Here is a 26,528-nt window from a genome sequence, read left to right on the forward strand (position 1 = left end):
TGTGTTCTGGTAAGCCCGCTAGTACTCGTCGTACGCTTGCCATTCGACACACTTGGGTCGTACACGCGTCTCAATCCACTCTGTGAGGGCGTGCCGTGCGTCGACTATGGAGATGGCACAGATTGATGGAAATACTGCGCCGGTTTGACCGCTGAAGATAAGATGCAGTTCGGGTGGCGCCAGGCTGCTTGTCGAAATGGTGCTGGCAACCGGCATGGTGCCGTCCTCGTGGTCGACATAGTTGATCGCCGCGTAACCGTACGCCGGATCGACGCTGATTCTGAGCTTATGATTGGGATACGGCCCGGTCGGGGTCGTGTAGAACTCCTCGTCACCGACCGACATGACCGTTTCCCAGTGGACGTGGTCAAGGGCCAGGACGTCCTCGATCAGTCGCATGCATTCATCCCTACCGGATGCCACGCGCGCGATTCCCGTTGTCAGGGATGCTGTGACTATCATTCGCCATCCTGTGCTGACCCAATTCGTTTCGGCGTCAACGAGTGGGCGAATAACTACAGTGCGGAGGTCTCCGGACAGACTGGATCTAGTCCCGGTCGTCGAGATCTTCGGCGACTATCCCGTATTCTACGATCGGAAATGTCGTGGTCACGGAAGGCATCTTCCGTCCGTCGCGCGTCGAACGAATCAAGAAGTCTATTTCTGCGCTCCGGTCGGGCGTCAGCCGGGCGGCGAGAGCGCGTGCGCTGTTCAGGCTCTGCCGTGCGCCGAATTTCCGGCCCCGGGCATGGGCTATACGTGCGTGGAGTACATGGGCTTTGACTTCGTCCAGGCAGGTGCGGCCGGTCTCGGCGGAGACTTCGTCGTGCTGCTTTTCGGCGATGATGGCGTATTGTTCCGCCGCCTCGAATCGTCCGGCGCACAGAAGTACGGCGCCCAGTTCCCGGAACGCGGTGGCGCGGTGGCCTTTCCATCCCCACCGGTCGTAGCACGCGATGGAACGGTCCAGGCAGTCGACCACCCTGTCCTGCCGTTCCCGTGCCCAGAAGGCGCCGGCGAGGTTCTCGATCGCCGCCACGTAGCCGAAACGGTTGTGGTCGGTGGGATCGGCGGCCTCGCGGCGGCCCCAGACCTCCACGCACCGCTTCCATTCCTCTTCCGCCTGACGAAGCAGTCCGAAGCCCGCCAGCGCGGTTGCCGCATCCTCGAACAACGTCGACGCCGCTTCACCGGACGGCGAGGTCGCGGTGATCTCCTTGTGCAGTTCGCGCAGTCCGTTGACCATGTGCACCGAATACGGCCCGTAGCCGGTCCACAGCCTGTGTGCGACGAGTACCGCTTGGTCGACGTCGCCCGTCCTGACCGCGCGTCTGGCATTGGCTAGTCCATTGTGGAATGTTTCCACTTCGAACCGTTCTCCTTTCCTGTGGTGGGGGTGGCGCCGCCGGTCGGCGGGCCACCGTCGCGGGTGTGGGTGCCCGATGTCGTGTCGCGGAACCGTCTGGCCCTCTCGGCGGCGGTGAAGTAAGGACGCACGAGCGCCGGCGCCACCTCGGGCAGTACTCCGACGATCGGGACGAACAGGGTCGGTTGTTCCCGTGACGCGGGCACGGTCAGCGGGTCGCTTTCCGGCGACGTCGGCACCGGCCCGACCGGTCCCGGAACGAGGTCGAGAACAGACACGAGAACATGAACCCGAACAGCGGCAGCAGTGCGGCGACCGCGACCGTCTGTTCCATTCCCCATCGCGCGGTGGTCACCGGCGGGCCGGCCTCGGCGACGGGACGGGAACGGATGCCCCGATGGCGCCGGTGATCCTCAGCCATCGCGTGGCGATGGTGTGGACGACGTCGATCACGGAACCGTAGGCCTCGGCGGTCGGTTTGGAGTCGACCAACCGGTGTGCCTCGCACCACTCGATCTCCTGGACTCGAACCGCCTCCACTATTCCCGCCGCCGGTTCCTTGCGGAACACCAGGCACGGCAATTCCGTGGCGGTACCGCCGTGGGGGTAGGCGATGTAACCGTCGGACACGAGATAGACCAACGCGGTCATCGTGCCCGAATGGCTCGCGATGTCGGCCGGGGTTATGGAGGCCAGCGCCTCCGCGTCGACGAACGGGTTGAGCAGCCTGCCGGGCAAGGAGCATCCCGCCTTTCCTAAGGGCGTGTCGGTGACGCCGGGTTCGGTCGGCACCACCGTGGTGGCCTGACACCGGCGAGGTCTATGTCAATCTGGGAATGGGACACTCCGGCACAGGAATAACTCCTGGTCAGCGCCTCGGCGGTACCAGTCGGATCAACCGATCGGAGTACGCCGGCCCGGTGTGGGACCCCTGCCCCGGCACCGTCGCGACCGGCCGGCCGGGAGGCCGCTGCCGCGACATTCCCGGGATGAATATCCGGCCGGTCGACATTCCTTCTCGGAATACCCCGTCCCGCCGCGCCCCCGGTGACCTGCGGTATTCCTCCACCGGCATGAGGGCATTCCCGATCCATCATGGTCGCCGGGGTGCCGGCCGGTGGTTACTCGATGGCGACGGCTCGTGGTCCCGCGAGCCGTGTTCATCGGGCAAAGGACATCGATCATGGATTTTTCGCGTTCGAATTCGCTGACGATCAGGCAAGCGGCGTGGTTGTTGGGGTGCGGGGAAGCGGGGGTGTGGCGGGCCGTCCGGACCGGGGTGCTGCCGACGGTGGCGGGCAGGGGCAGGGGCGGGGTGCGGGTGCCGGTGTGCGCGGTCGCCCGGCTCGTGGAGTCCCCGGAGCGGGGTGCACGCCGATGACCGACAGCGACAGCGGGGACGTGTTCGACCGGGTGGCGGTCGACCTGGACCGGGTGGCGGGGCTGGCGGACGCCGAGCTGGTGCACGCTGTGCGCGTCGACGGGTCGTGCGGCTGGCTGGCGACCGGCGACCAGGCGCCCGGGTGGACCGGCGACGACCGGGCGGACCGCGTGGTCGCCGCGCGGGTGTGCGCGGGCTGCCCGGTGCAACGGGAGTGCCTGGAATGGGACCTGCGGGGGATGCGGGCGCACGGCGAGCCGGCCACGGCGGGGGTGTGGGGTCCGTTGGCCCCGCAGGACCGTCGGCGGGTGTTCGTGCGGTGGTTGGACCGGCGCGGGGGCGGACACCCGGCGGGGGGCCGCTGATGGCCTCGGGCGGGGTGCTCACGGCGGTGGCCGGGTCGGTGGCGGTGCTGGTGCTCGTGGTGGTGTGGCGGCGGCGGTCGGTGCGGCGGTCGCGGGCCGGTGGGGTGCGGGTGTTCTCGTTGGCCGGGCGGACGGTGGTCGGGGCGTCGGTGATCGTCGCGGGTCAGTGGCTGGCGTTGACCCACCCGGACACCACGACGGTGGTGCGGGTCGCCGCGTTGGGCCTGCCGGCGTTGGTCGCGTCGTGGTCGTTGGTGCGCGCGTTGACCGTGACCGTCCTCGACGACCGTCGGAGGGACCGGCGATGACCCCTCGACCGGAACGCGGCGAGATGGTGCCGATGGTGTTCGACGGCGCGATGGTCGACGACGAAACCGTTGCGGCACAGGGACAAGGTGTACCGCGGCTTGCCTTTCCGCGGTGGCGAGCGGTGGTCGGCGTGGCCGGGGACCGGGTGCGCGCGGCGGTGCGGTGTCCGGCCGTGGTCCACGCCCGGTCGGTGGCTCGCTACCGGGTGCGTCAGGCTCCGCGCGACGCCGTGCGGCTGTCGTGGTTCCTGGTGCGCGGCGTGGGCCGGTGGGGTGCCAAGGGGTGGCGGTGGGCGTCGCACGCGGACCTGCGCGCCGATGCCCGCGCGGCACGGCTGGCCGGGGACGTGCAGGCCCGGCGCACCGCGCAGGAGACGATCCGGGCCGACGCACGCGTTCGCTGGGCCAGGGCCGGCGGGGTGGTGCGGCGGGTGGCGGTCGGCGCGGCCGTGGCCACGGTGGTGCTGGTGCTGCTGGCACTGGGCGAGATGGTCGCCGGGCGCGAGGTCATGCCGGGGTGGTTGCGCGCGGTGTACGCCGTGCGCGACGCGATCGGGCACGGGGTGGCCGTGGGGTGGCCGTGGGTGTGGCGGTCGACGGTGTGCGCGTTGGTGTGCGCGGCGGTGTGGGAGGGACGCGACCGCACACCGGGCGCGTCCTGGATCACCCGCCCCGACCGCGACGACGACGGGTCCTGGGTGGACGAACGCATGATCTCCAAGGCGTTGGCGCACCTGGGGATCGCGCCGTTGAACGCGTTCCTGCGCGGCGGCGGGGAGTTGGTCTACACCGTGCCCGCGCGCCGGGACGGCGACGGCACCCACGCCCGCATCCGTCTGCCGTTGGGGGTCACGGCGGACATGGTCTGCGACCGCCGCCGGGTGTTGGCGGGCAACCTCGGGCGCGCGTCGTTGGAGACCTGGCCGACCACCGGCGAGGAGGACGGCGTGCTGGACCTGTGGGTCGCGGACAAGGGCACGCTCTCCGGCGGTGCGGGTGGCTGGCCGTTGCTGCACGAGGGAACCGTGGACGTGTTCGACGGGGTCCCGGTCGGACTGTCGCAGCGCGGGGTGGTCGTGGCCCCGCCGTTGCCCGAGTCCAACTGGTTGATCGGCGGCCGGCCGGGGCAGGGCAAGACCAACCTGCTGCGGGTGCTGCTGCTGGGCGCGGCGCTGGACCCCACGTGCGAACTGTGGGTGTTCGTCATGGGCGAGAGCCCCGATTTCGAGCCCCTGAGGCCGCGTCTGAGCCGCTACCGCATGGGCCTGGACGACACCGTCGCGGCCGACGCCGTGCGGGCGTTGGAGGACCTGTGCGCCGAGATGGAACGACGCGGCCGGATTCTCGGGGAACAGCCCGGACGTCCGCCGAAGGTCTCTCGGCGCCTGGCCGACAAACCCGCCCTGGGACTGCACCCGTTGATCATGTCGATCGACGAGTGTCACGAACTGTTCCAGCACCCCCGGTACGGAAAGAGCGCGGAGGAGTTCGCCGTCCGGTTGATCAAACGCGGACGCAAGTACGGAATCGTCCTGCTGCTGGCCACACAGTCACCCACCAAGGACAGCATCCCCAGGGAGGTCACCCGGAACGTCTCGTGCGGCGCCGCCTTCGCGGTCGCGGACCACATCGCCAACGACGGGCTTCTCGGGTCCGGCAGGTACCGGGCGGGAATCCGGGCGACGGAACTACGGATGCGCACCGACCGGGGAACCTGCGTCGCCGTCGGCGTCACAGACGCGACATTCGAACTCGTCCGCACGTTCTACGTCCCGTTCGAGGACGGGGCCGACCTGGTGACACCGGTCGTCGTCCGAGCCCTCGAACACATGGCCAGCACAAGCCGCACCATGACCGCCCGCGAACCTATACCGGAAATCATGGCCGCCCCGGTCGACCACCTCGAAGACATCCACTCAGTAATCGGAGATGAACCCCGTGTCCGCACTCAGGTCGTACTCGCACGTCTCGCAGCCCACAACCCTGGCGAATACGAACCGTGGAGCGCACGTGATCTCCGGGCCGCTCTGCTCCGGCACGGGGTCCACTCGTACAAGTCGGACGGGGCGATGGTCGTACGGGTGGCCGATGTCGTCTCCGCGTTGGCTCGCCGCCCACAGGCGATCGGCGTCGACGAGGACGCCGCAGACGTCCCAGCGGACGACAGGGAGGCCGGAGGGACCCAGGGAGTCATCCCTGCCTCCTCCGGGCGGCTGAGCCCCTCTCGCAGCCTGCGGAAAGGGCCATCCCAGGGAGGCCCCAGCCAGACTGACGACGAACCCGCCAACGGCCCGCACAGGCACCTGGACGGTCGCTCGGCGGACTCCCTCCCTCCTGATGTCGGTGCGTCGTGACCACCGATGAACCGACACCTCGGTTCGAGTCCGGCGAGGACACAACTGGCCAGATGAGGGAGGAATCCGACGGTCTACCCGAGAATCAACTTCGGTGGATCGCCGAGTTCCTGGCGAAGTTGGAGAAGACAAGATTCTTCGACGAAGCGAAAGCGCGAGACATTCGCACGATGCTTGAATAGAAGAGACCCCCGACCGGTCAGCCGGTCGGGGGTCTCTTCCCTTTCTTTTCAAGGCATGCTCTCCGGAAATATAAGTTGATCCGGATCGAACCGCACACCCTTGCCGCCGGAGCGCACTCCGACAACTGGGAACAGTCGTCGTATTACATCCCTTTTGGCGAGCGTTTCGGCATTCAGGAATTCATCTGCGTCACCGAGTTGCGACCTCTGGGGCTTCGAGGCGGCAATTTTGCGCTGAGCGGCGATCTTGGCCTGTGCATCCTGTCGAATATCTGCAAGTTCGCCGATGTCGATCCGGTCGTCTTTGAACGCCTGCACTGCGTCTGCGATCTTCTTCTGTTGCCGTTCGACCTCGATTGAAGTGGTGTCGACCTCAGGTCGGACAGGCTCGACAGGCAGGCGCTTTAGAGCCTCATAGGTCAATCCAACAAAGAAAGCCTCAAGAACCTTGGCGTTTCGTGAGACATTTCCGCAACCGCCCTTTCCCACGAGGCAAACGTAAATGTGACTCATCGTCCGAGAGCCGTCTTTTCTTCGTCCTCCATGCTTAGGCCCGTAGCCCATCTTAGTTCCACACTGGCCGCAAACCAGAATTCCAGTCAGCAGGTGTCGAACTTTACCTTCGCCTGACCACTTCTTGTTTTTGCCAATAATCCCGGCGACTTCGTAATGTTCCGATTCGGTGAATATTTTGGGCCATCCCCCCTTGGCCACCACCGAACCCTTTGGTATCGTACGCCCTTCAATCACGATGTCGCGACTGAATACCCGGAGTCCGGCGTACACCGGATCTTTAAGGAAGCGTCCTATGTCAGCGACGGAGTACAGCTTACCGTTCGGCTTGGTGTAGCCCATTCTCTTCAGGTCTTTTACTACCCTGTACGACGACATTCCGGCAACGATTTTCCGTCGCGCGTGTCGGAGCATCTTCGCCTCTTCCCAGACGATCGCATCGTACTGGGATGTGTAGCCGGTCCGTCGTTGCCCTCCGTTCGGCGGCAGCCCTTCGATGGCCCGGAGTTCCTTACGGATGCGTTGCCGATACCCGGTCTTCTTGGCCTCGTTTCGGCTTACTACGCCCATGATTCCGGTGACAACATCGTCGCGAATTTCGCGCCCCGAGGAGTCGTAAGTGCGAACCTTGCCCATTTCGGTAGTAATGTGGTAGTCCTCCAGAACGGAGGACTCGCGGCGACTTAGCCTGTCCTGGTCTCGAACTATAATAGAGCGACCGGACAGCCGTCCGGTGATGATGTCCGTCATCAATGCGTTGTAGCCGGGACGTTCAATCGCTTTCGAACCAGACTTGTCGTCGTCGTAGTACACACCTTCGTTCCCCACTGCGATGTCAAGGCGCATCTTCGCGGTGCGCGCGAACTGAAGGCATCGAAGTACTTGGGTTGCGAAGTCGTCTCCAACGGACTTGCGAAGGTAGAACACGCAAAGCTGACGTGAGTCGTTCCCTTCTATTAGATACCTTCTGTCAGCCTGCAAAGCCTTCGGGAATATTTCGTCCACTGTCATCGGAGAACTCCTCCCGTCATGCGCGTTGATCATTTGTTCCACCCCAGCCCGGTCCTTGACGGTACCTCCTGGCACTGTGCATGACATCAGTAAACAGAACGGCTTCTGCGTCGACATGCACACCAAGGACGCCACGGCCGCCGGTGAGACCGCGGACCGGCTCCACCTCGTCGCCGCCTGGCGCGAGGCGACCGTGTTCACCGACGCGGAGCGCGCCGCGCTCGCCCTGGCCGAGGTGGGCACGCGCCTGGCCGACACCCACCAGGGCGTGTCGGACGAGACCTGGGCACAGGCGCGCGAGCACTTCGACGACGACCAGCTCGCCGCCCTGATCGGCCAGATCGCGCTGATCAACGCCGCCAACCGGATGAACGTGATCGTCCGCAACCCGGCCGGGTCGTACCGGGCCGGGATGTTCGACGCCGTCACGGACTGATCCGGGACAGCAGGCGGCCGACGCGTTGGCCGTCCTGGTCACGTCCCTGTACCCCGTGCAGGGTCAGCGCTTCCCGCCAGGCGAGGTCGGCCTGTCCGTCCTCGCCGAGGGCGGCGTGCGCGTGGCCGAGGCGTTCGAGGATGTCGGCTTCCCCGTAGACGTGGCCGAGTCCGCGCCGCAGCGCCAACGCCCGGCGGTAGTGCTCGACGGCGGCGCGGTGCCGGCCCCGGTCGAACGCGAGGCTGCCGAGCCCGTCGAGCGCGGTCGCCTCCCCGTCCGGGTTGCCGTGCCGGCGGTGCAGTTCCGACGCCGCACGGAACCGTGCCGTCGCGTCGATGCCCAGGAGGGTTTCGTACCAGCCGACCTGGTTGAGGGTGTCGGCCCGGCGGACGGGCTGGTCGAGCCGGTCGTGCAACGCCAACGCCCGCTCGCCGTGCGCCAGGGCCTGCCGCAGGTCGCCCCGCCACTGCCCGGCCCAGGCGAGCATCTGGTGGGTCCGGGCCTGCTGCGCCAGGTCCCCGTGCCGCTCGGCCGACGCGAGGGCCAGGCGCAGGTGGGTGTCGGCCGCCTCCGGGTCGCGGAGGACGGCGTGGGCGATGCCGACATTGCGGTGCGCGCCGATGAGCGACGCGGGATCGTCGAGGTGCGTGGCGGCGTCGAGCGCGGCTTGCCAGACCGTGAGCCGGTCGACGCGGTGGCCGCGCCGGAAGTGGAACGTGTCGAGCGCCCACGCCAGCCACCACACGACGTCGTGCCACCCGTGGCCGGCGGCGGTGCGCACGGCGGCGAGCAGGTTGGCGTGTTCGGTGTCGAACCAGGCCAACGCTTCGTCGGCGTCCGCCGGTCGCGGGACCGGGGCGTCGACGCGGTCCCGGTGCGGGTACAGCACGTGGTCGGCGGCGCGGGCCGTGCGCAGGTAGTGGTCGAGGAGCCTGCGCGACGCGACCAGGTCGACGGGTTCGGCGTCCGCCACATGGCGTCGGACGAGGTCGTGCATGGTGTAGCGGCCGTCGGCGTGGTCCAGGAGCGAGGCTTCACGCAGCGCTGTCAACGTCCGCGTCGGACAAGAACCGATCAGCGCCGCCGCCGCTTCGTGCCCGATGTCCGGGCCGGGCGCGGTCGCGAGGAGGTGGAGTGCCCGGAACTGCTCGGCGGTCAACGCGCGACAGGACGTGGCGAACACCGTGGTCAGGTCGTCGTCCCACGCCTCGACCTCGGTGACGAGGTCCCCCAACGACAAGCCTGGGTCGACGTGGGCACGGCCGGCCAGGATCGCCAACGCCAGCGGATGGCCTCGGCACAGCCCGATCAGTCGCGCGGTGTCATCGGGTCGCGTGTCGAGCCGGGGGCGGCCCAGCCGCAGCTCCAACGCGGTCCGTGCCTCGGCGTCGGTGAGCACGCCCAAGGCGAGGTGTCGTGCGCCGTGCCGGGTCACCAGTGCGCGGAGCACGCGACGTCCGGTCACCAGCACGACGCATGCCCCGCCGCCGGGTAGCAACGGCTCGACCTGGTCGGCGGACGCGGCGTTGTCCAGCACGACGAGCAGGCGCTTGTCGGCAGTCAGGCTCCGGTACAGCGCCACTTTGCCGTCCAGGCCCGGCGGCATCCGGCCCGGTTCCACGCCCAGCGCGTCGAGGAAGCCCCGGACGGCCGCCTCCGGCGCGGTCGGCTCGGTGCCCGGCGTGAAGCCGCGCAGGTCCACGAACAACTGCCCGTCCGGGAAGCGGTCGGCCCGTCGGTGCGCCCATCGCAGGACCAGCCAGGTCTTGCCGATCCCGCCCACGCCGGCGATCGTCCGCAACGGCACCACGTCGTCGAGCGCCGCGAGCACGTCGACGCGGCCGGCGAACGACGTGGGCAGCGCGGGCAGTTGTCGCGGCGGAACCGGCCGCGGTGCGTGGAAGTGCACGCCGCCGTGGACGATTCCCGCCTGGACCAGGCGGTCGCCGCCGTGCGCCGTGTTGCGGACCTCGTCCATGGTCACCCGGCGACGCTGAACTCCAGCAGGCAGCGGTTGTCGGTCAGATCCGTCACGCCTTCGAGCACCAGGCCCTGCGGTTCGGCGAGGGCGCGCAGTTCGTCGAGTCGACGTTCCCGACCGCCGAAGATCGTGAGCATGGCGAGGTCGCTCTCGGTGGTGGCCCGTCGTCCGCCGACCCCTTCGATGATCAGGATTCGTCCTTCGGAGTGCACGGCCTCGACGCAGCGTCCCAGGATGCGCCGGGCGTGCTCGTCGTCCCAGTTGTGCAGGATGTCGAACAGCAGGTAGGCGTCGGCCTCGGCGGGCAGGGGGTCGAAGAAGCTGCCGCCGATCACCCGTGTGCGTTCGTCGAGGCCCCTGGCGAGGAAGGTGCGTCGGGCTACGGCGGCGGTCGGTTCGAGGTCCACCAGGTGTCCGTGCATCCACGGGTGCGCGTCGAGGATCGCGGCGAGCAGGCTGCCGGCACCGCCGCCCACGTCCACGACGGTGGCGAACCGCGACCAGTCGAACCCGGCCACGATCCGCGGCACGTGTGCGCGGAACCGTTGCGTCATCTGCCGGTCGAACGACTCCCGCAGCCGGGGCCGCTCGGCCAGGTCGGCCCAGAAGTCCTGGCCGTAGCGGTATTCGTAGGCGGAACGTCCGGTGCGGACGCTGTGGAACAGCTCGACGAACGCCTGGTCCGCGCGTCCGCCGGCGTTGTCCAGGTTCAGCAGGTTCGACAGCATGTTGTCCGCGTCGACCCGCAGGTGCGCGCCGAACGCGGTGGTGCGGTAGCCGTCGTCGGTCTTGTCCAGCACGCCGACCGTCACGAGGTGGTTCAGGAGCAGTTCGAGCGCGACCGGGTCGACGTCGAGTTCACCGGCCAGCAGGGCGGCGGACGCCCCCTCGTCCAGCCGGTCCGGCAGTCCCAGGGTCACCGCGACCCGCAACGCCATCGGGGTGGCCAGTCCGGCCATGTGAAATAAGGTGCCCACGTCGTTCTGTTCCACGAAGATCCACTGTTCCACGCGTGTCAACGGGAAATGTTCCGGTCAGGCGTAGTGCGAATTCACCGCACCCTGTCCCGTGTAATTGGGACCGGCCCGGTCGTCGGCGCCCAGGTACCGCAACGGCAGCCGCACCTTCCCGTGACCGGTCCGACCGATCCGCCGACGTCGTCCGTCGTAGGTGAACCCGGCCGCGCGCAGAGCGCCGACGACCTTGCGGTGCCCCTGCCCGGACACGACGGAGGCGAGGTCGAGGTTGGCGATCAGCAGCCCGTCGTCTGCCAGCCACGAGGCGGCCCGCGCCAGGACGCCCAGCTTGTCGCCGACGTAGTGCAGCCCGTGGACGCAGGTGACCAGGTCGAAGGAGGTTTCCGGCGCCCACGAGCCGATGGGCGCGGTCACGAACTCCACCCGCGGGTGCGCGGGCCCGGCGAAGAAGTCCACCAGGTCGACACCGGTGATCGTCAGCCGGTCGTCGTCGACGAGCGCCGCGCACTCCAGCAACGCCCGCCCGCTGCCGCAGCACAGGTCCAGCCACCGGAACGAGTCGGCGTGGGCCAGTCGGTCGGTGATCAGCCGGGCGACGTCGATCCCCAGCTCGCGCCCGTACCCGTTGGTGCCGGACAGCCGCCGTTCCCGGTTCATGGCGCAGTTCGCCACGACGGAGGAACGCGCCAACGCGTCGTCGTCCAGCAATCGCGCGGTCACACCTCAGCCTACCCGCGAGACCAGGTGCACGAACGCACAACTCGCGGTGTCTGAACGTATAACTCGCGCGGGTGGGGGCGTCCGCCAGGAGAGGAATCGCTGTCCCAAGGGGCACGGCGGGGCGAGGATGGCCCGCATGGCGGACATCCTCCCCTTCCCCCGCAAGCGCACGCCCGGACCCGACCCGCTCTGGCGTGAGGTACTGGGCCGGACCCTGCGCGCGGCCCGGGAGGAGCAGGGTGCCCGCCTGGTCGACGTGGCCGAACGGGCGGGCATCTCGCCCCAGTACCTGTCGGAGATCGAACGGGGTCGCAAGGAGCCGTCCAGCGAGATGATCGCGGCGGTCACCGGCGCCCTGGACCTGGACCTCGCCGGTCTCCTCACCGACGTCGCGGGCAACGTCCGCAACGAGAGCCCCGTCCTCCTGGCGGCCTAGGAACGGTGGTCCAGCACGTGGTCCGCCAGCCCGTACGCGACCGCCCCGGCCGCGTCGAACACCCGGTCGCGGTCGGTGTCGTGACGTAGCCGCGTGACCGCGCGTCCGGTATGGACGGACAGGATCTCCTCCAACTGCGTGCGCACGCGCACGACTTCGTCCGCCTGGAGGATGAGGTCCGGGATCGTGCCCCGACCCTGGGCGGCGGGCTGGTGCAGCACCACGCGTGAGTGCGGCAGCACGAAACGCCGTCCGACGGCACCGGCCGCCAGCAGCACCGCCCCGGTCGCGACGGCCTGGCCGACGCACGTGGTGGTCACCGGGGCCTTGATGTAGCGCATGGTGTCGTACAGGGCGAGCATGGCGGCCGGGTCGCCGCCCTCGTTGTTGATGTACAGGTTGATCTCGCGGTCCGGGTTGTCCGCCTCCAGGTACAGCAGTTGCGCGATCAGGGCGTTGGCCACGCCCGAGTCGATCGCCGTGCCCAGGTAGACGATCCGCTCGGACAGCAGGTGCGAGTAGACGTCCATGATCCGCTCGCCGCCGGCGCCGCGCGCGATCACGTTGGGAATCGTGTACGTGCTCATGCGCTCAGCCCCAGTTCGTCGCGCGGACCGGCACGACCTGGTCGAGGCTGCCCACGACGTGGTCGATGAACCCGTACTCCAGGGCCTGCGCGGTGGTGAACCACCTGTCGTGCAGGGAGTCCGTGAAGATCTGGTCCACCGGGCGGCCGGTGTCCTCGGAGATGAGCGCGAGCACCGTGTCCCGGGTGTGCCGCAGGTCGTCGGCCTGGACCTCGACCTCCACGGCCGAACCGCCGATGCCCGCCGAGCCCTGGTGCATGAGGATGCGGGCGTGCGGCAGGGCGTAGCGCTTCCCCTTGGTACCGGCGGACAACAGGAACTGGCCGGCGCTGCACGCCAGGCCCAGCGCGAGCGTCGCCACGTCGCAGGGCACGAGCCGCATCACGTCGCGGATGGCGAGCATCGCGGGCACCGAGCCGCCCGGCGAGTTGATCCACAACGCGATGTCCTTGCCGGGGCTCTCCGCGGCGAGGGAGAGCATCTGGGTGGCGAGCGCCGTCCCGTTGTCGTCGTCGAGCGGTCCGTCGAGCACGAGGACGCGCTGTCCGAGGAAGCGTTCCCGGAGCCGGTGGTCGAACAGTGGTCGCTTGTCGTTGGCCATGCCTGGACGATGCCCGGTCGACTACCCTCACCGGGGTCGGTGCTGCTGTGGGCGGATCGGCTCAGGGCGAACCCGCAGGCCGGTCAGGACGAGCGCGAGCAGGCGGTCGGCCTGGGCGTGGCGGTCCGGGGAGTCCTGGGCGGCCCACGCGATGGCGCCGACCAGCTTCAGCACGTCCGCGTCGCGCACGTCGGCGGCCACCACGCCCGCTTCGCGGGCCTTCGCCAGCAGGGCCCCACCTGTCTCGAACAGTTGCGCGTGCCAGGTCGACATCCGGTCCGCTCCCGAATCCGACGTCACGGAGTTCAGCACGGCCGCCGCCAGACCCCGGTAGGTCAGGCCGTGCTCGACCACGGCGCGCAGCCACGCGGTCAGCCCGTCGACGGCGTCCTCTGCCGTCAGCAGGCGTCCGCCGAGGTCGACCAGCCCGGCGATCCGCTCGGCCAGCACCGCCTCGATCAGGTCGAGACGCGTGGGGAAATGCCGGTACAGGGTTCCGCTCGCCACCCCGGCCCGCCGGGCGATCTCGTCGAGCGAGGCGTCCACGCCCGCCTCGGCGAACGCGATCTTCGCCTGCTCGACCAGCAACCCGCGATTGCGCCGGGCATCCGCGCGCAGCGGACGTCCGGGCCGTGACTCGTCGGCCATCACCACACCCTTGTTAAACGGGGACACAGTCCGTTACCGTCGCGATAACCGGACTGTGTCCCACTTTACCGCCGCGGAGGACGCCATGACGTCGACCCACCAGGACCGGATCGCCATCACCGACCTGGTCAACCGGCACGGCCACCTCGTGGACGCGGGCGACCTCGACGAACTCGACGCCCTGTTCACGCCGGACGTGGTCTACGACGTGACGGCCCTCGGCTTCGGCTCGTTACGCGGCACCGCCGCCCTCCGCGAGGCCGCGCTCGCCCTGGGCACCGCCAACCCGGTCGGCCACCACGTCACCAACATCGTGATCACCGACCTCGACGAGAACTCGGCACGGGTCCGCTCCAAGGGCATCGGCATCACGACCGACGGCAAGGCGGACAGCGTCGTCTACGACGACACCGTCGTCCGCCACTCCGACGGCTGGAAGATCAGCCACCGCAGGGTGATCGCGAGACGCGAGCCCTTGAGCGGACGCACGACCGGCCCGGTCGAGATCCTGGAACGCTGGCGCCGCGCCGTCGTCAAACAGTCCACAAAGGACTTGGCGGACCTGTACGCCGTCGACGCGGTCCACGAGTTCCCCTTCACCCGGCCGGAGTTCCCGTCCCGACTGACGGGCCGAGGCGAGATCCTCGCCTGGACGACCACGATCTGGAACTCGACCCCGTTGCGGTACGCGCGGTACCGCACGCTGGCCCTCCACCACACCGGCGACCCGGGGACGATCGTCGTCGAACAGGAGGCCGTGGGCACCCACCCCGCCACCGGGGATTTCGTGCTGCCCAACCTCATCGTGCTCACCACCCGCCACGGGTGGATCACCCACCTGCGCGACTACGTCGACATCGAGGCCGCCGGCGCCGCACTGGGATCGGCCGTCATCGAGTGACGCTGTCGATCCACGCCTGGAGCGCATCGGCCCGTTCTCCGTCACCGAGGTGCCGCACGACCTTCACGAGGCAGTCGGCGCAGTGGCGGGTGTGGGGATGGCGGTCGCCCAGCACACGGCGATACCCGGACAGCGCTTCCTCGAACAGTCCGCGCGCGGCCCGGGAATCACCCGAGTCCGCCAGCTCGACGGCGAGGTTGTGCGCGGTCATGAGGGTGTCCGGGTGGTCCGCTCCCAGGACGCGGCGGCACCGGGCCAGGCAGTCCTCGAAGATCTCCCGCGCCGCCCGGCGGTCGCCCACCTTGCCCAGGGCGATGGCGAGGTTGTTCGCGGAACTGAGGGTGTCGGGGTGGTCCTCGCCGAGCACCCGGCGGAACCTGGCCATCGTGTCCGCGCCGAGTTCACGGGCCGCCTGGTGCTCACCCGATTCGATCAGGCCCAGCACCAGGTTGCCGGCGGCGCGGAGCGTGCCGGGGTGGTCCGCACCCAGGACTCGACGCAGTCGGGCCAGGGTGTCCGCGCCGATCTCGCGCGCGGCCCGGTCCTCGGCCGCGGCCTTCAGCCGGATGGACAGGTTGTTGGCGTAGCGGAGAGTCCGGGGATCGTCGTCGCCCTGGCGCTCACGGGCGAGGTCGTAGGCCCGGCGGGCGTGCGGAATCGCCTGGTGCGCGTGACCGCTGGTGGCGAGGTAGGTCGAGATGCCGTCGAGCAGCTTGGCGAGGGCGTCGTGGTGGTCGGCCAGGAGGTCGTGGCGGTCGGGTGCGGTGACGGCGAGCAGGTGGGGCAGCAACCGTTGCCAGTGCGGCCAGACCGCGGGATTGGACCACGCGTACCCGGGCTCGTTGCGGATCATCAGGGTGAACGCGGTGACCGCCCAGTCGGCGGCGTCACCGCGGAGCAGGGCGGCGGGGACGCGGTGCAGGTGGATGCTCCCCGCGTCCGCCCGCACGAGGGCACGCTGACGCAGCACCCGCACGACGTCGGCGACCGCCAGCGGATCGGCCATCACCGACGCCAACGGTTCGGGCAGGACCTCGGGGTGATCGCCGATCAGGCTCAACGGCACCGGCTCGGGCGCCGGCCAGGCCACCAGCGTGAGCAACTGGAGCGCGGCGGGGTGTCGTCCCGCGAGCGCGTCGAACGCGAGCGACCACGAGGCCGTCACCGACACGCGATCATGCCCTCGGTGCAACAACTCCTTCGCCCGGGTACGCAGCAGCCCCAGGTAGGCATCGGGCGTGAAGGTCCCGTCCGAGAGGAGCGCGGTGGCCTGGTCCAGCGCCGACGGCAGGTGCCCGAGCGCCTCGCAGACCTCGCCGACCTCCTCCGGGGTCAGCGACGGCGCCTTCGACCGGACGAAGCGGGCCGATTCCTCCGGGGTGAACACGTCGATCCCCACCGCGACGGCGACACCGTCCCACCGGGTGTGGCGCGAGGTGATCACCACCCGCGCCCGTCCGCCGGGCAGGAAGGGTGCGACCGCCTCGGGGTGTTCGGCGTTGTCGAACACCAGCAACACCCGGTCGCGCCCACGCAGCCGGCCCAGCACCATGGGCACGGCCACCTCGACCGGGTCGCCCACCTCGACCACGCGTAACACCTGCCCGAGGAGCGCCACCTGCGCCGGGATCAACGTCGGGTCCTCGGCGGCGATCCACCACACCACGTCGTAGTCGTCCGCGTACCGGTGCGCGAACTCCACGGCGGCGCTGGTCTTCCCGATCCCGCCCATTCCGGCGATCGCGGACACCACCACCGGACCCGCGTCCGACAACGCCCCGGACAACCGCGCCAGCAGGGCATCCCGGCCGGTGAAGCCGGGGAGCCGCGCGGGCACGTTCCACACCGTCGACGGCTCATCGCGTCGCGACGAGGTCAGGGCGTGCAGCACGGCCGCCTCCAACGCGCCGGGCGTGGAGACCATCGCCGCGGTCAGGCCGCTGTCGCGCAACCGCCCGCGAAACCGCTCTTGCCGGTCCCCGTACTCCAGGTCGCGGGTCAGTCCCACGGGCCCTTCGGTGTCCTCGCCCAGCAGGAACACCAGGCGCGGGAGGCCCGATTCCGAGGCGGCTTCGAATTCCGCCTCGGTGTAGGACACCTCAGGCCGGTCCCGCACCGGCGTCCCATAGCGGAAACCGGCCACCAGCACGTAGACGTCCGCGCTCCCGACCGCCTCGCGGCACACCGACGCCGGAAGCGCGTCGCGTGCGGCGAAGTAGGCCATGTCCACGACGACGTCCCCGGCCCGCGTGATCGCCGACTCCACGGCGTCCACGAACGAGCCGCCCGCCGGGTACGCGCGCAACTCCGACGTGTGGCTGATGAACACCCGCCGAACCGGACCACCCACCGCGCACTCCGATCCCGTGCCGAACCGCTACCGGGTCATCGTGCCCGTCGCGCCACCCGGTCCGTCGAGGATCTGCTCGCGCAGGATGTCCGCGTGCCCGCAGTGCTGGGCCAACTCGCGAAGCACGTGCAGGTAGACCCACCGCAGCGGCAGGGGTCCGCGGCGGTTGCCCGGCAACACGGAGTCCAGGTCCAGGGCCTCGGTCGCCCGACGGGACGCCGCGCACGCGGCCTCGTGCGCGGCACGCACCGACGCGATGGTGTCGTCCTCGGTCAGCTCGAACGACTCGTCGACCGTCGCCGGAATGCCGATCTCGGCACGGGACCGGCCGGTCACCGCCTCGTCGAACCACACCCGTTCCACGAACGCGGCGTGCTTGACCAGACCGAGCAGGGTGGTGCGGGACGCGACGAGCGAGCGGCGGGCCTGCTTCTCGGTGAGGCCGTCGAGGCTGTCGCGCAGGGCCGCGCGGTGCTGGTCGACGAACGCCTCGAACTGGATCTTGAGGGCGCTGTCGACGACCGCGTCCACCGACACCGGATCGGAGTGGGGCATGGCACGAGTATCCGCCGTCAGCACTCCCCCGCCATCGCCTGGCCGAGGTGCTCGGGACTGATCGGCGGTTCGGCCAGCGGATGGGCCGCCGAGGCGCGCAGCCCGTCGAGCATGATCCCCAGGTGCCGCCGCCACAGGTCCGGCCGCACGGCGCCGACGACCTCGACCGTCCGGGCGGTGGACCAGGTCAGGAAGGCCACGTCGCCCAGGGTGAAATCGGCCCGCAGTGCACCGCTGTCCTTCGCGCGGTCGACGATCCGGGTCATGAGTTCGAGGCCGTCGCCCGGCGGACGCCGGGACGCCAGGTCGTTGAACCCCCGGTCGGCGGCCTGCAACTCGCAGATCCGCTCCAGGAAGTGCACGAAGCCTTCCCACGGGTCGGGCATGGTCAAGGCGTGCTCGGCGATCCGCTCGACCGTCTCGACGCGGTCGGCGAAGACGGCGTCCACGAGGTCGGCGCGCTGCGGGAAGCGGTTGTAGAGCGTGCCGATGCTGACCCCGGCCGCGCGGGCGATCTCCTCCAGCGGCACACCGAGCCCGCGCCCGGCGAACAGTCGCCGGGCGGCTTCGACGAGCAGCTCCCGGTTGCGCCGGGCGTCCTTTCGCAGCGGGCTCACCCGGACATCCTAAGGAAGTTGAGGTCACTCTCAAGTTCGGGTACAAGTTGAGTATGACCTCAACTTCTGCCGGGAACACCTTGGCGATCTTCGGCGCGGGCCCCGTCACGGGCCTGTCGCTCGCCCGGCGCTTCGGACGCGAAGGCTTCCGGATCGCACTCGTCTCCCGCACCAAACGCACCCAGGACGAGGTCGCGGCGGCCCTCGCCGCCGACGGCATCGAGGCGACGGGCTTCACCGCCGACGTCTACGACCGCACGGACATCGCCGCCGCCGTCGACGCCATCACCGCCGCGTACGGCCGGATCGACGTCGTGGAGTTCAGTCCGGGCGGCGGGACCATGGGCGAGGACATCGTGCCCATCTCGGGCGTCACGCCGGAGAACGCGCGATCGGCCTTCGACCGGTTCACGCTGTCGGCCGTGGCCCTGGTCGACGCCGTGCTGCCCGCCATGGTCGAGCGCGGCCACGGCACGATCCTGTTCACCGCCGGCCAGTCCGGCCTGCACCCGGTCCGGTTCCTGGGCAACGCGGGCATGGCCCAGGCCGCCCTCCGCAACTACTACCTCAACCTCAACGCGCTGCTCGCACCGGACGGGGTGCACGTCGGCGCGGTGAACGTCGGCATGCTGATCGAGGGCAGCGTGCCGCACCAGGTGCTCGCCGCCGACCCGTCCTTCGCGGTGGAGACCGTGCACCCGGACGTCCTCGCCGAGCACTTCTGGCAGCTCCACCACCGACGCGGCCAGGCCGAGGTGCTCGTCGGCGACCTCGGCCGGGTGGCGGCGGAATTCGGGTGACCGGGAAGCACGGACCGTCTACCGTGGACGGCGTGATACAGCAGCTGTTCTTCCTCTGAGAGGACGACGCCTCCACCGGTGCCGCGATTCGCGGTGCCGGGTTCGTCCTTTCCGCTGCATCACCTCTTCCGGAGGCATTTCCCATGACTTCGCACGCCCCTGTCCGGGCGGCGCACGTCCGCCTGTCCGACGTCCACGTCTCCTTCGGCGGCCGGCCCGTCCTCACCGGGGTCCACCTCGTCGCGGCGGCCGGCGACCGGCTCGCCGTGGTCGGCGAGAACGGCCGCGGCAAGACCACCCTGCTGCGTGTGCTCGCGGGCGGGTTGGCCGTCGACCGCGGCGAGGTGCGCCGGGCGGGCTCGGTCGGCGTGGCCGACCAGCAGCTCCCGCTCGGCCCCGACGACACCGTCGGCGCGTTGATCGACCTCGAACTGGCCGCCGTCCGCACCGCCCTGGCCCGGCTCGACGAGGCCGCGAACGGGCTCGCCGAAGGGCGTCCCGGCGCGGACGACGCGTACGCCGACGCGCTCGCCGAGGTCGAGGACCTCGACGCGTGGGACGCCGACCGGCGGGTCGAGGTGTCGTTGGCCGCGCTGGACGCGGTCGGCGACCGGAGCCGTCCGCTCGGCACGCTCTCGGTCGGGCAGCGGCACCGCGTGCGGCTGGCGTGCCTGCTCGGCGCCGGCCACCGGGTGCTGCTGCTCGACGAGCCGACCAACCACCTCGACGCGTCCGGGCTCGGCCACCTCACCGAGCGCCTGCGGGCGTACCCGGGCGTGGTCGTGCTGGTCAGCCACGACCGGGCGCTGCTCGCGGACGTGGCCACGACCGTGGTCGACCTCGACCCGTCCAGCGACGGCCGGCCACGCGTGTACGGGGGCGGCTACCACGCCTACGTCGACGCCCGCCGGGCCGAACGGGCCCGGTGGGAAGCCCTGCACGCCGACCAGGTCGCCGAGCGGCAACGGCTGGCCGACGACCTGTCCGCGGCCCGGAACCGCCTGCGGGACAACTGGCGTCCCGACAAGGGGCACGGCAAGCACCAGCGCGCGACCCGCGCGCCGGGTCTCGTCCGCGCCGTGCACCGGCGGCAGGAGGAACTCGACGCCCACGTGGTCGAGATCCCCCCGCCGCCGACCGCGTTCACGCTGCCCGAACTGCCCGGACGCCACGGCACGACCGTGCTGCGCGCCGACGGCGTGATGGTGGCGGGCCGGCTTCCCGGACCGGTCGACCTGGCGGTGGACGCCGGGGACCGGCTCGTGATCACCGGGCCGAACGGCGCGGGGAAGTCGACGCTGCTCGCGGTCCTGGCGGGCGCGTTGGCACCCACGACGGGCACGGTCTCCCACCCCCGGCAGGTCCGGATCGGACTGCTGGGCCAGGAGTCCGACCCGCCGGGTCGGCGCACGGCGGCGGACCTGCTCGACGGACACCTGTTCGGACTGCTGGACGGGTACGACGCGCACCGGCCCATGGCCGAGCTGTCCGTCGGGGCCCGACGGCGGCTGGACCTGGCGCTCGTGCTGGCGGCACGCCCGCACGTGCTGCTGCTGGACGAGCCGACCAACCACCTGTCCGTCACGCTCGTCGACGAGCTGACCGCCGCGCTCGCGTCGACACCGGCCGCTGTCGTGCTCGCCACCCACGACCGGCAGTTGCTGCGCGACACCCGGTCGTGGCCACGACTGGAACTCTGAGGACCGGCGCGTGGCTGCCCGACCCCCGGCAGCCGCGCGAGACCGGTCAGGAATCGAGAAGCGACGCACGTCGGCCCGCACCTAGCGTCTTCGACATGACCTCCATCGACACCATCACCCTCGACGTCGCCGACACCGCCGCGGCGGAACGCTTCTACGCCAAGGCTTTCGACCTGGACAGCCTTCGCTTCCGGGAGGCGCAGGAACCCACGTCCGGCTTCCGCGGGTTCACGCTGTCGCTGACCGTGGCGCAGCCGGGCACGGTCGACAGCCTCATCGGCTCCGCCGTCGAGGCGGGCGCCACGACGATCAAGCCCGCCACGAAGTCGTTCTGGGGCTACGGCGGCGTCGTCCAGGCGCCGGACGGCACGATCTGGAAGGTCGCCACGTCCGCCAAGAAGGACACCGGACCGGCCACCCGCCGGATCGACGGGATCGTCCTCCTGCTCGGGGTCGCGGACGTGCCCGCGAGCAAGCGGTTCTACGTCGAGCGGGGCCTGACCGTGGACAAGAGCTTCGGCCGCATGTACGCGCAGTTCGAGCCGGGCACCGGACCGGTGAGCCTGGGGCTGTACCGCCGGCGCGCGCTGGCCAAGGACGCGGGCGTGGCGCCGGAGGGCACGGGCTCGCACCGGCTGACGATCGGTGGCGCGACCTTCACCGACCCCGACGGCTTCGCGTGGGCCGAAGTCGCTTCATGACGGTGGCGTTACGAGAAACCGAAGCCACGACCGGACGAGGGGCGCGCGGTCCGCGTCACCGGACCGCCGGACCGCCACCTACGGCGCGTAGCCGAGCCGAATCGGCCGCACGGCCTCCCACCTGCACACATGCCGAACCGCCGGCACATCCGATCGTCTCAATAGCACCAGACCTCATCGGACCACTGTTACCACCGGTCCTGACCAGGCACTACGCGCCGTACACCCCACTCCGATTGGTTCAACCAATTGGCTGATGATCGACGCCGGTCCGCCTGCTGTGCTTGTCGCGGCCCCGGGACCGGGGCCGGCCACCCCGGCGGAAGGCGGAGTTCCGTGAAGATCGGCAAGATGTTCGGCGCGCTGCTCGCGGTGCTGTTCGCGATGACGACCCTGACCACCACGCAGGCCTCGGCCGCGACGTACCGCTGGGAGTGCCGCTACGTCCCGCCGGGCCACGTCTACTCCATGGTCCGGGCCGACCAGGGCTGTGAGCCGCTGTACTGGGTCACCCTCCCCGAGAACGGCCTGTGGTCGTGCATCGTCCCCGCCGGCTACACCTACACCGCTACGCGCGTGAACTCCAACTGCAGGCTGGGCGGCTCGACGACGCAGTACCAGCTCGCCAAGATCTGACCCACGCCCGATCCACGGCCCGGACCGGGCCGTGGATCGCCTCGGCGTCGTGCGGCAGGATCGCGGCCGTGGACGAGACTCCCCGCCAGCGGGCCGACGCGACGTCCGACGGCCGGGTGGTGCAGGCGGGCCGGGACGTCAGCTTCACCGTCGTGTACCGCTCGGGACCGCCGTCGTGGCCGGTGGTGGCCTGGGCGGTCGGACTGCCGGTCGTGGGCGCGATCGTGGTGGTGCGCGGCGGTTTCCCGGTCGACTCGGTGCTCGTGTGGGTCCTGCTCGCCGTCGCCGCGATCGTCGTCCTGGTCCGCCGACGCCCGCGCACCAGGACACGGCAGGCGTTCCTGGTCACGTCGGCGTTCAGCCAGAAGTACTGGATCGCGGGACTGGTCCAGCACATGCACGGCGTGCTCGACCGAAGCGGGGTCGACCTGGTCCTCAAGGTGCCCGACCACGACTACGACGCCGCCGCGCAGGCCCACCACCTGCGTCGGGTCGCGGCCAACCGGGACCGCTACCTCGGCGGGTTCGTGATCGCGACCGAGGTGCACCGCCTGCGCGCGGAGTTCGCCGAGTTCTGCGCGGAACTGGCGGTGCCCGTGGTGTTCACCGACATCGAGCCCTTCGCCGACGACGACCACTACCCCGACAACGCGGCCTTCGTCGGCTACGACAGCGCCGACCTGGGCGCGCGGGCCGGGCAGTGGCTTCGCGCGCACCTGCGCGACCGACCGGCGCCGATCGTGCTGATCGTGGCGTGCCGTGAACACGAAGGACGGCAGACCGGGTGCGCGGAGGTGCTGCGCGCCGGACTGCCCGACGTGTCGATCACCGTCGACGACTCGTGCGCGTTCAACCGCTCCCGCGCGTACTCGGCCCTGCTCAACCACATCCGGGTGCTCGAACGGACGCGGGACACCCTCGACGCGGTGTTCTGCACCAACGACGAGATGGCACTGGGCGTGGTCGACGCCCTCGACGCGACCGACTCGCCGCTCGTCGCGCACACCGTCGTGGTCGGCGTGGACGGCACCGCCGAGGCGCGTTCGCTCATCGACAGCCGCACAAGCCCCTTACGCGCCACGGTGGTTCAGGACTCCCATCGCCTGGCGGAAAGCGCTATGCACGTCCTGGAACGCATGCACGCCCGCCGCCCCACCCCCAAGCGCACGATCCTGACCCCGGAGATCCATCAGGCCACGTGACAAGGAATAGCAGACAGGGGACGATGGGCCCGTGCTGTTCCTGGACGTCGACGGCCCCTTCATCCCCCTCGGCGGCACCCCCGTCGACCACGGGCACGACAACACCGCCCACCCGCTCCTGGACCGCCTCGACCCCGCGCTCGGCCCCGCCCTGCTGGGCCTGGGCCGCGACCTGCTCTGGGCGACCACCTGGGGCGAGGACGCGAACACCCTCCTGTGCCCGCTCCTGGGCCTGCCCCGCCTGCCGGTCGTGACGTGGCCGGACGGACCGGACGACGGCGTCGACCGGTGGTTCGGCCTGCACTGGAAGACCCGGACGCTGGTCGGGCACGCCGCCGGGCGGGCGTTCGTGTGGGTCGACGACGAGATCACCGACGCCGACCGGACCTGGGTGGCGGACAACCACCCGGGACCGGGGCTGCCGTACCGCGTGGACCCGGCACGCGGACTGTCCCTTGAGGACGTCGACCACATCGCGGACTGGCTGAGAACCGAGGCATAGTGCCGCTTCACCGGATCTCGGGCAGATCGCGCAACTGACGGCGGGACGTGATCGAGAGCTTGCGGAAGATGTTGCGCAGGTGGGCGTCGACGGTGCGCGGACTGACGAACAGCTTCGCGGCGACCTCCTTGGACGTGGCGCCGTCGGCCACCAGGCGGGCGATGTGCACCTCCTGCACCGTCAACGAGTCCGAGGTCGGGGACGTCCGACTGCGCGCCCGTTCACCGGTGGCCCGCAACTCGCCCGCCGCACGGGCGGCGAACGCCTCCGCACCGATCCCCGACAGCACGTCGTGGGCGGCGCGGAGTTCGGTCCGCGCGTCCCGCCGACGACCTTGGCGACGGAGCCACTCGCCGTGAACCAGACGGGCCCGACCGTGCCAGATCCGCGTCGCCCCGTCATCCAGCACCGACGCCGCCTCGCGGTAGGCGTCTTCGTCGTCGCGCGCCAACGCCCGCGCATAAGCCGCCATGCCCACGCCCCAACGGTTTCCACCGACGCGCGCGGCCAACTCCTCCCACGCCGCACGGGCCTCGTCGACGTGCCCGCACCGCACAGCCGCCTCCACCAACTCCGGCAACGCCTGACCGGCCAGGCCGAGATCACGGGTCGCCACGGCCTGCCGCGCGGCCTCCAACGCGGCCGGGTAGTCGGCCAGCCCGTTGAACAACACCGCCGACGCGTACCGCACGCTCAACGACAACTGCGGGCCGACCCGCGAGAACAACTCCTCGGCCTCGCCCCGACGTCCACGCAACGCCGCCAGGTGCAAACGCGGGTACACCAGCGGCGCGGCACCCGTGGCCGACGCCAACGCCTCCTCCTCCGAGATCATCTCCTGGGCCGCACCGAAGTCGCCCGCGTGCGCGGTCACCGTGGCCAGCATCGCCAACCCGACCGGCAGGAGGTGCAGCGCCCCCGACTCACGCCCGGCCGCCGTGGTGCGCGCGGCGATGTCGTGCATCGCGTCGCCGTCCCAGAACTCCAGGGCGAGCAGGTAACCGAGCGTGGGCCAACGCACCCACACCTCGTCGCCACCGTCGGCCACGACCGCCCGCAACCGCTCGACGTCCCCTTCGTCGACCAACGCCACCACGCCGTCGAGGATGACGTCCACACCCCGCACCGGTCCGGAAACCGGCGGCGCGACCCGCGCGGCCTCGATGACCTCGGACAGGCCACCGGTCAGAATGCCCATCTCGACGGCGTCGACATAGGTCGTACGCGCGTCCGCAGGCTCCTTGTCCGCCAACGCGAGGGCAGCCCGCAACAAATGCCCGACCGGCAGGTCCTCACCCCGGAACCGGGCGAACGAGATCCGCCCACGCACCAGGTCGACCCGGGGATCATCGGGCGACACCGCCGTCAACAACCCCGACGCCGCGTCGAAATCACCGGCGGACAACTTGGCCTCGGCCGCCGCCAATACCCGGTCGACCCGCAGACCGGGTTCGAACGTCAGCGCGGCGGCCCGCTCCAGGAACGCGGCAGCGGCGGCCACTCCCCCACGAGCCCGCGCCCGCGACGCCGAGTCCACCAACGCGGCAGCCACATCCTCGTCCGGCCCGACAGCGGCAAGCGCACGATGCCACGCCACCCGATCCGGATCGATCAACGGGTCACCGACCCGCGCGAGCGCGTCGTGCGCACGACGACGTTCGCCATCGGTCGCACCCCGGTAAACGGCAGAACGAGCCAACGGATGCACGAACCGCACCCTGGCCCCGAACTCGACCAGGTCCTGCGAGGCGACGACGTCCCCGATCCCCAGCAAAGCCGCCGCACGCCACAACATCCCCGGATCACCGACCGGTTCGGCAGCGGCGACGGTCAACAACAGCCTGGTCGCGTCCGGCAACCCCGCCAACCGGGCCTGAAAACTACGCTCGGCGGCAACCGGAGCAGGAAGCCCGTACCCACCGGCCATACCTCCCACCCCGGCCGTCCGCGCCAGTTCCACCAACGCCAACGGATTACCCCGAGCCTCCGCCACGACCCGATCACGGACCCGCTCGTCCAACGGGACACGGATCTCACGGGCCAACAACGCACGTGCCTCACGCTCACCCAACGGCCCCAGATCGATCCGAGGCAACCGATCCAACTCCGCGGAGCCTTCACGCGCCGCGAAAACCACAGCCACCCGTTCAACGGAAACCCGCCGCGCCACAAACGCCAACGCCCGAGCCGAAGCATGGTCGAGCCACTGGGCATCATCGACCAGACACAACAACGGCCGATCGTGTTCCGACAACAGCCCCAAAGCGGCAGCACCGGCCAGAAACGGGTCAGGAGTACCGCTCTCCAACCCGAACGCGATCCGCAACGCCTCCCGCTGCCGCCCGGGAAGCGCATCGAGATGCCCCAACACCGGCACACAGAGCTGGTGCAACGCCGAGTAGGCCAACTCGCTCTCGAACTCGACACCGGAAGCCCGCAGGACCAGGAAGTCGTCGACAGCCGACGCCACCCCGTCCAACAGCACACTCTTGCCGATCCCCGGCTCGCCCAGCACGACCACGGCACCACCCCGCGCCCGCCGGGCGTCCGCCACCAACCCCAGAAGCCGCGACGTCTCGTCCCGCCGCCCAAGCACGTTGTCCATTGACCTGAATCATGTCGAAGACCCCCGACCACTTCCAGCGATCAGGACGAACCCGACACCGACCAAGCACCCGCGTATAGGCGACCATCACCG

General features: G+C 70.1%; 26 protein-coding genes. 12 read left to right on the forward strand and 14 right to left on the reverse strand.

Translation table 11 applies throughout. The features are described 5' to 3' along the window. Nucleotides 1–18 precede the first annotated feature (18 nt). The 3 genes from F4559_RS17375 to F4559_RS17385 all read right to left on the reverse strand — a co-directional run bounded on the left by F4559_RS17375 (nucleotide 19) and on the right by F4559_RS17385 (nucleotide 2,161). Nucleotides 19–462 carry an Imm1 family immunity protein gene (locus F4559_RS17375; RefSeq protein WP_281386326.1) on the reverse strand — a complete coding sequence of 148 codons (444 nt, stop codon included), beginning with the start codon at nucleotides 460–462 and terminating at the stop codon, nucleotides 19–21. Nucleotides 463–547: 85 nt separating this feature from the next. Beyond that, nucleotides 548–1,366 (reverse strand): hypothetical protein, encoded by an 819-nt coding sequence (locus F4559_RS17380; protein WP_184670006.1) that lies wholly within the window; start codon nucleotides 1,364–1,366, stop codon nucleotides 548–550. A 351-nt stretch (nucleotides 1,367–1,717) separates the two neighbouring features. Next, nucleotides 1,718–2,161, reverse strand: coding sequence for a hypothetical protein (locus tag F4559_RS17385; RefSeq protein WP_184670008.1), 444 nt, complete (start codon nucleotides 2,159–2,161; stop codon nucleotides 1,718–1,720). 582 nt (nucleotides 2,162–2,743) lie between these two features. On the opposite strand from F4559_RS17385, the gene F4559_RS17390 reads away from it, so the two are divergent. Genes F4559_RS17390 through F4559_RS17400 form a run of 3 tightly spaced genes read left to right on the forward strand, consistent with a single transcriptional unit; the run spans nucleotide 2,744 to nucleotide 5,774 of the window. Then, the gene (locus F4559_RS17390) at nucleotides 2,744–3,112 is read left to right on the forward strand and encodes a WhiB family transcriptional regulator (RefSeq protein WP_184670010.1); all 369 of its coding nucleotides are present in this window, start codon (nucleotides 2,744–2,746) and stop codon (nucleotides 3,110–3,112) included. Then, the gene (locus tag F4559_RS17395; protein ID WP_184670012.1) at nucleotides 3,112–3,420 is read left to right on the forward strand and encodes a hypothetical protein; all 309 of its coding nucleotides are present in this window, start codon (nucleotides 3,112–3,114) and stop codon (nucleotides 3,418–3,420) included. Before F4559_RS17390 ends, F4559_RS17395 begins: the two co-directional genes overlap by 1 nt. Then, nucleotides 3,417–5,774 carry an FtsK/SpoIIIE domain-containing protein gene (locus F4559_RS17400; RefSeq protein ID WP_246445237.1) on the forward strand — a complete coding sequence of 786 codons (2,358 nt, stop codon included), beginning with the start codon at nucleotides 3,417–3,419 and terminating at the stop codon, nucleotides 5,772–5,774. The genes F4559_RS17395 and F4559_RS17400 overlap by 4 nt, the downstream gene beginning before the upstream one ends. Before the next feature lie 230 nt (nucleotides 5,775–6,004). Here F4559_RS17400 and F4559_RS17405 read toward each other — a convergent pair whose 3' ends face one another. Beyond that, a complete protein-coding gene (locus F4559_RS17405) occupies nucleotides 6,005–7,480 on the reverse strand; it encodes a recombinase family protein (protein ID WP_184670014.1) in 1,476 nt (491 codons plus the stop codon). Nucleotides 7,481–7,505: 25 nt separating this feature from the next. Here F4559_RS17405 and F4559_RS17410 point away from each other — a divergent pair, with 25 nt between their 5' ends. Beyond that, nucleotides 7,506–7,916 carry a carboxymuconolactone decarboxylase family protein gene (locus F4559_RS17410; protein WP_376774646.1) on the forward strand — a complete coding sequence of 137 codons (411 nt, stop codon included), beginning with the start codon at nucleotides 7,506–7,508 and terminating at the stop codon, nucleotides 7,914–7,916. Here F4559_RS17410 and F4559_RS17415 read toward each other — a convergent pair. Genes F4559_RS17415 through F4559_RS17425 form a run of 3 tightly spaced genes read right to left on the reverse strand, consistent with a single transcriptional unit; the run spans nucleotide 7,906 to nucleotide 11,594 of the window. Next, complete coding sequence (locus F4559_RS17415; protein WP_425567841.1) at nucleotides 7,906–9,900, reverse strand: ATP-binding protein; 1,995 nt, start codon at nucleotides 9,898–9,900, stop codon at nucleotides 7,906–7,908. The genes F4559_RS17410 and F4559_RS17415 overlap by 11 nt on opposite strands. Beyond that, nucleotides 9,897–10,907 (reverse strand): methyltransferase, encoded by a 1,011-nt coding sequence (locus F4559_RS17420; RefSeq protein WP_312866000.1) that lies wholly within the window; start codon nucleotides 10,905–10,907, stop codon nucleotides 9,897–9,899. The genes F4559_RS17415 and F4559_RS17420 overlap by 4 nt, the downstream gene beginning before the upstream one ends. A gap of 24 nt (nucleotides 10,908–10,931) precedes the next feature. Next, nucleotides 10,932–11,594: a class I SAM-dependent methyltransferase gene (locus F4559_RS17425; RefSeq protein ID WP_312865701.1), complete on the reverse strand. Its 663-nt coding sequence runs from the start codon at nucleotides 11,592–11,594 to the stop codon at nucleotides 10,932–10,934. A 136-nt stretch (nucleotides 11,595–11,730) separates the two neighbouring features. On the opposite strand from F4559_RS17425, the gene F4559_RS17430 reads away from it, so the two are divergent. Next, the gene (locus F4559_RS17430; RefSeq protein ID WP_184670016.1) at nucleotides 11,731–12,030 is read left to right on the forward strand and encodes a helix-turn-helix domain-containing protein; all 300 of its coding nucleotides are present in this window, start codon (nucleotides 11,731–11,733) and stop codon (nucleotides 12,028–12,030) included. Here F4559_RS17430 and F4559_RS17435 read toward each other — a convergent pair. The 3 genes from F4559_RS17435 to F4559_RS17445 are packed head-to-tail and all read right to left on the reverse strand — an operon-like array spanning nucleotide 12,027 to nucleotide 13,866. After that, nucleotides 12,027–12,617 (reverse strand): ClpP family protease, encoded by a 591-nt coding sequence (locus F4559_RS17435; protein ID WP_184670018.1) that lies wholly within the window; start codon nucleotides 12,615–12,617, stop codon nucleotides 12,027–12,029. The two genes, F4559_RS17430 and F4559_RS17435, sit on opposite strands and share 4 nt — an antisense overlap. 4 nt (nucleotides 12,618–12,621) lie before the next feature. Further along, nucleotides 12,622–13,218, reverse strand: a complete 597-nt coding sequence (locus F4559_RS17440; protein ID WP_184670020.1) for a ClpP family protease — start codon at nucleotides 13,216–13,218, stop codon at nucleotides 12,622–12,624. A gap of 27 nt (nucleotides 13,219–13,245) precedes the next feature. After that, nucleotides 13,246–13,866, reverse strand: coding sequence for a TetR/AcrR family transcriptional regulator (locus tag F4559_RS17445; protein WP_184670022.1), 621 nt, complete (start codon nucleotides 13,864–13,866; stop codon nucleotides 13,246–13,248). A gap of 85 nt (nucleotides 13,867–13,951) precedes the next feature. Between F4559_RS17445 and F4559_RS34475 the strand changes: the two genes are divergently transcribed. Next, nucleotides 13,952–14,767, forward strand: a complete 816-nt coding sequence (locus tag F4559_RS34475; RefSeq protein ID WP_221447264.1) for a nuclear transport factor 2 family protein — start codon at nucleotides 13,952–13,954, stop codon at nucleotides 14,765–14,767. Here the strand turns inward: F4559_RS34475 and F4559_RS36390 are convergent. From F4559_RS36390 to F4559_RS17470, 3 genes are read right to left on the reverse strand one after another with little or no spacing between them, the layout of a single operon-like run. Continuing rightward, entirely contained in the window at nucleotides 14,757–17,096 is a 2,340-nt protein-coding gene (locus F4559_RS36390) for a tetratricopeptide repeat protein (RefSeq protein ID WP_184670024.1), read from the reverse strand. The two genes, F4559_RS34475 and F4559_RS36390, sit on opposite strands and share 11 nt — an antisense overlap. Nucleotides 17,097–17,144: 48 nt before the next feature. Further along, nucleotides 17,145–17,672, reverse strand: coding sequence for a DinB family protein (locus tag F4559_RS17465; RefSeq protein WP_184670026.1), 528 nt, complete (start codon nucleotides 17,670–17,672; stop codon nucleotides 17,145–17,147). Between the two features lie 17 nt (nucleotides 17,673–17,689). After that, nucleotides 17,690–18,289 carry a TetR/AcrR family transcriptional regulator gene (locus F4559_RS17470; RefSeq protein WP_312865702.1) on the reverse strand — a complete coding sequence of 200 codons (600 nt, stop codon included), beginning with the start codon at nucleotides 18,287–18,289 and terminating at the stop codon, nucleotides 17,690–17,692. Nucleotides 18,290–18,342: 53 nt separating this feature from the next. On the opposite strand from F4559_RS17470, the gene F4559_RS17475 reads away from it, so the two are divergent. From F4559_RS17475 to F4559_RS17500, 6 genes are all read left to right on the forward strand, one after another. After that, nucleotides 18,343–19,089 carry an SDR family NAD(P)-dependent oxidoreductase gene (locus F4559_RS17475; protein ID WP_184670028.1) on the forward strand — a complete coding sequence of 249 codons (747 nt, stop codon included), beginning with the start codon at nucleotides 18,343–18,345 and terminating at the stop codon, nucleotides 19,087–19,089. 143 nt (nucleotides 19,090–19,232) lie between these two features. Continuing rightward, the gene (locus F4559_RS17480) at nucleotides 19,233–20,789 is read left to right on the forward strand and encodes an ABC-F family ATP-binding cassette domain-containing protein (RefSeq protein ID WP_184670030.1); all 1,557 of its coding nucleotides are present in this window, start codon (nucleotides 19,233–19,235) and stop codon (nucleotides 20,787–20,789) included. Between the two features lie 95 nt (nucleotides 20,790–20,884). Beyond that, on the forward strand, nucleotides 20,885–21,490 hold the full coding sequence (locus F4559_RS17485; RefSeq protein WP_184670032.1) for a VOC family protein: 606 nt from the start codon (nucleotides 20,885–20,887) through the stop codon (nucleotides 21,488–21,490). Between the two features lie 336 nt (nucleotides 21,491–21,826). Continuing rightward, nucleotides 21,827–22,126, forward strand: a complete 300-nt coding sequence (locus tag F4559_RS17490; RefSeq protein WP_184670034.1) for a hypothetical protein — start codon at nucleotides 21,827–21,829, stop codon at nucleotides 22,124–22,126. 68 nt (nucleotides 22,127–22,194) lie between these two features. Further along, nucleotides 22,195–23,328: a sugar ABC transporter substrate-binding protein gene (locus F4559_RS17495; protein ID WP_312865703.1), complete on the forward strand. Its 1,134-nt coding sequence runs from the start codon at nucleotides 22,195–22,197 to the stop codon at nucleotides 23,326–23,328. A 31-nt stretch (nucleotides 23,329–23,359) separates the two neighbouring features. Continuing rightward, nucleotides 23,360–23,830: an HAD domain-containing protein gene (locus tag F4559_RS17500; protein ID WP_184670036.1), complete on the forward strand. Its 471-nt coding sequence runs from the start codon at nucleotides 23,360–23,362 to the stop codon at nucleotides 23,828–23,830. A gap of 7 nt (nucleotides 23,831–23,837) precedes the next feature. Here F4559_RS17500 and F4559_RS17505 read toward each other — a convergent pair whose 3' ends face one another. Further along, a complete protein-coding gene (locus F4559_RS17505) occupies nucleotides 23,838–26,435 on the reverse strand; it encodes an AAA family ATPase (protein ID WP_184670038.1) in 2,598 nt (865 codons plus the stop codon). Nucleotides 26,436–26,528: the final 93 nt, after the last annotated feature.

It is taken from the genome of Saccharothrix violaceirubra (assembly GCF_014203755.1).
Taxonomy (GTDB): Bacteria; Actinomycetota; Actinomycetes; order Mycobacteriales; family Pseudonocardiaceae; genus Actinosynnema; species Actinosynnema violaceirubrum.